We start from the raw sequence: 3,652 nt of genomic DNA, 5'->3' as shown, positions 1-3,652 counted from the left end.
CGGGCCAGCCGCGTGGCGGCGATCGACGCAGGGCCAGCCGCGCCGCCGGCTGAGTCCCGCCGCCGACCGATCAGCCGCCGGCCGTCACCCGAACACGGTGATGGTCTGGCGGCTGATCGCCGTCAGGGCCCCGTCCGGTCGCCACATCATGGCGTGGGTGTGCGCGTACCCGTCGCGGGAGGCATCGGTGGTCGCCTCGTAGGCGAACAGCGCCTCCGGCGGGATCGTGTCGGGGCCGATCTCCGCCACCAGCTCCAGCGTCCAGGTCAGGCTGCTGGCGGGTGCGAACCCGGACAGCATCTGGATGGTCGCGGGCGGCCACGCGTCCGCGAGCACCAGCAGATGCTCCTCGTGGAACTCCTCCGGGGCCTCGCGCAGCTGCGCCCAGCCCGAGAGGTCTCCGGTCTCGGCTCCGCTGAACGGTAGGGCGCCGCCGACCTGCCTCAACGCGAGGAACCGGTAGAACTCCGGGGTCATCTTCTCGATGTAGGGGAACGGCTCGATGGTCCCGGGCTCGGGCAACTCCGGCATGGGATGCCTCGGGGGCACGACGATGGTCGACTCGCGGTGCTTCCCGAACGCCGCGAGCGCCGTGGCGACGATCGCTCCGTCCTGCCGCAGCGTGGCCTGGGCCTGCGTCACGTTCTTCCCGACCCGCAGGATCTCGGCGTGGACCTCGACCGGGCCCGGCGTGGCGGGACCGACGAACGAGACGGTGAACGACCTCAACGGATGTAAAGACCCCGACGCCGACCCGGCCGCGTCCTTCAGGCGACCCTTGATCGACGCGAGGAGCAGGGCCCCGGTCAGGCCTCCGTAGATCGCGCGGCCCTGCGTCCAACCGTCCGTGATCTCGACGCTCCCGCCGCGCGAGGCGGACTCCAGCATGCTCTTCAGCGACATGCCGGACAGTCTGCCAAAGCGGTCAGCGGACCAGTTGGGGGCGCCCCTTGTTCCGGAACGCGGCCAGGGCCGTCGCCAGGCCCGGCATCTGCGGCATCCGGTCGAACATCTTCTCGCTGCGGGTCTCCGCCGCGTCGTCGGCGGTCCGGTGCAGGTACTTGTCGGGCAGGGAGAGCCGGGCGATGGTGCGCCACGACTGCAGGTACTGCTTCCACAGCGGCCCGCTCACGTACGGCAGGTCGTACCGCTCGCACAGGTCCCGGACCCGCAGCGAGATCTCCGAGTACCGGTTGGACGGCAGGTCGGGGAACATGTGGTGCTCGATCTGGAACGACAGGTTGCCCGACATGAGGTTCATGACGGGGCCGCCGTCGAGGTTGGCGCTGCCGAGCATCTGGCGCAGGTACCACTCGGCCTGCGTCTCGTTCTTCACGTCCTTGGGGGTGAACTTCTCCGCCCCGTCCGGGAAGTGGCCGCAGAAGATCACCGCGTTGGTCCAGATGTTGCGGATGATGTTCGCGGTGACGGTCGCCGTGAGCGCCTGCCGGCCGGACGGCCCCGCGAGCACGGGGAACAGGACGTAGTCCTTGAGGACCTGCTTGCCCGCCTTCCGCAGGAACGCCTTGGCGGTACGGCGGTCGGCGGGCGTGGCACCGGAACCCGGGAACGCGTCCTGGAACCGGACGTGCTGCAGCCCGATCCCCCATTCGAACCCCAGCATCAACACGGTGTTGATCAGGAGGTTGGCGGAGTACCGGGGCTCCCACGGCACGTCACGCGTGACCCGCAGGACGCCGAACCCCACGTCGTCGTCCAGCCCGACGATGTTCGTGAACTTGTGATGGAGGTAGTTGTGGGTGTGCTTCCAGTCGGCGGAGCTGCCGACCAGGTCCCACTCCCACGTGGTGGAGTGGATCTCCGGATCGTTCATCCAGTCCCACTGTCCGTGCAGGACGTTGTGACCGATCTCCATGTTCTCGAGGATCTTGGCGACGGCCAGGGCTCCCGTGCCGAGCGCCCAGGCCGTGCGGTTGCGGGCGCCGAGATACAGGACGGCACGGGCTCCCAGTTCGATCCCCCGCTGCAGCCGGATCACGCTGTGGATGTAGCGGTAGTCCCGCTCCCCGCGAGAGGCGATGACGTCGGCCCTGATCGCGTCGAGTTCCCGCCCCAGCTCGTCGATCTGCTCGGGAGAGAGGTGCGCGTACTCGCCTACATCAGAAATGGCCATGGATCAACTCTAGGCCTGACTGGCACCCACGGCTACCCGGGAGTAGGCACGCGCTGGGAATACGTGACCAACGGCACTCGGCCGCCGACATCTCAGTCGTTCCAGGCCCGGCGCAGCACGTCCAACGTGCCGTGGACCCGCTCGCGGGTCGACCCCACGGGGGCGATCATCAGCTCGTCCGCGCCCGCGCGTCCGGCGAAGTCGCGCAGGTAGTCGCGCACCTCGGGGCCGTCCCCCACGGCGGTGTAGGTGATCATGTGCAGGATCTGGCGACCGGCGGCCGACTCCATCACCATGTCCAGCTCCTCGTCCGAGAAGTGGCGCCCGCGACCGGCCATGAGCTTGACGCGCTGGCGGCGGTACCAGTGCAGTTCGCGGGCCGCGCGCCCGGTGTCGTCGTCGGCCACCACGTTGACCGCGGCGATCATGTACGGCTCGGCCAGCTGGTCGCTGGGCTCGAACCGGTCGCGGTAGACCGCCGAGGCCTGCTCGAGCGCATCGGGCGCGAAGTGCGAGGCGAACGCGTACGGCAGGCCGAACTTCGCGGCGAGCTGGGCGCCGAACAACGAGGATCCGAGGATGTAGAGGGGAACCCTGGTGCCCCGGCCCGGGGTTGCGATGATCCCGCGGGTGCGGGCGAGGTCCGACGGGGAGTCCCCCAGGAAGGCCTGCAGTTCGCGCACGTCGTCGGGAAAGCGCTCGGCGGCCGACGGCTCGCGACGCAGGGCGCGGAACGTCTGCTGGTCGGTGCCGGGCGCGCGCCCCAGCCCCAGATCGATCCTGTCCGGGTGCAGCTCGGCGAGCGTGCCGAACTGCTCGGCGATCACGAGCGGCGAGTGGTTGGGCAGCATCACCCCACCGGAGCCCAGGCGGATCCGCTCGGTCTGGGAGGCGATGTGCGCCATGAGCACCGCCGGCGCCGAGGAGGCGATGGACCCCATGTTGTGGTGCTCGGAGTACCAGACCCTCTCGTAGTCCAGCTCCTCGGCCCTGCGCGCCAACGCCACCGAGTCCTGCAGCGCCTCCCCGACGGACTGACCGGGGCGGACGGAGGCGAAATCGATCACGGACAGGGGCATCGGGGAGGGGGTCATGACCGGTCCAACCCACGCCCCGCGGGACCTATTCCGTCCCGTGTCCGGCCGGGGGCGGCACACTGGGGGTATGTCCGCACCCGGCTCCGGTTCCAGTTCCAGTTCCGTCGACATCGTGCACCTGGTCTCGGAGATGCGCAGGTCCGAACCGCTCGTGCACTGCCTGACCAACTCGGTGGTCCGCCAGATCACGGCCGACGTTCTTCTGGCGGCCGGTGCGGCTCCCGCGATGGTCGACCACCCCGAGGAGGCCGCCGACTTCGCCGCGGTCGCCTCCGGAGTGCTGGTCAACGTGGGCAACCCGACAGCCGAGCAGGTCGAGGGCATGCACGCCGCGATCGGCTCGGCGCGGGAGCACGGCACGCCGTGGGTCCTCGATCCGGTGGCGGTGGGCGGTCTGACGCTGCGCACCGGGCTCGCCACC

Annotated in this window: 4 protein-coding genes; 1 reads left to right on the top strand and 3 read right to left on the bottom strand. The window is 70.0% G+C overall.

The window, feature by feature from the left end:
- Window positions 1-84: 84 nt before the first annotated feature.
- The 3 genes from G6028_RS10210 to G6028_RS10200 form a co-directional block, all read right to left on the bottom strand.
- Entirely contained in the window at window positions 85-903 is an 819-nt protein-coding gene (locus tag G6028_RS10210) for a thioesterase family protein (RefSeq protein WP_182658792.1), read from the bottom strand.
- Window positions 904-925: 22 nt separating this feature from the next.
- Window positions 926-2,134, bottom strand: coding sequence for a fatty acid desaturase family protein (locus G6028_RS10205; protein ID WP_182641392.1), 1,209 nt, complete (start codon window positions 2,132-2,134; stop codon window positions 926-928).
- Between the two features lie 92 nt (window positions 2,135-2,226).
- On the bottom strand, window positions 2,227-3,228 hold the full coding sequence (locus G6028_RS10200; RefSeq protein ID WP_182658791.1) for an LLM class flavin-dependent oxidoreductase: 1,002 nt from the start codon (window positions 3,226-3,228) through the stop codon (window positions 2,227-2,229).
- A 133-nt stretch (window positions 3,229-3,361) separates the two neighbouring features.
- Here G6028_RS10200 and G6028_RS10195 point away from each other — a divergent pair.
- Window positions 3,362-3,652: hydroxyethylthiazole kinase (locus tag G6028_RS10195; RefSeq protein ID WP_422110532.1), on the top strand; the 291-nt coding region annotated here is incomplete at its 3' end.

This window comes from Dietzia cercidiphylli, assembly GCF_014145145.1.
Classification (GTDB): Bacteria; Actinomycetota; Actinomycetes; order Mycobacteriales; family Mycobacteriaceae; genus Dietzia; species Dietzia natronolimnaea.
The sequence above is the reverse complement of the archived record's forward strand: the minus strand, read 5'-3'. Positions and strand labels throughout refer to the sequence as shown.

Excerpts from the sequence above, each read along its gene's own strand:
- G6028_RS10210 (WP_182658792.1), bottom strand. The coding sequence starts at position 903 with ATGTCGCTGAAGAGCATGCTGGAGTCCGCCTCGCGCGGCGGGAGCGTC.
- G6028_RS10205 (WP_182641392.1), bottom strand. The coding sequence starts at position 2,134 with ATGGCCATTTCTGATGTAGGCGAGTACGCGCACCTCTCTCCCGAGCAG.
- G6028_RS10200 (WP_182658791.1), bottom strand. The coding sequence starts at position 3,228 with ATGACCCCCTCCCCGATGCCCCTGTCCGTGATCGATTTCGCCTCCGTC.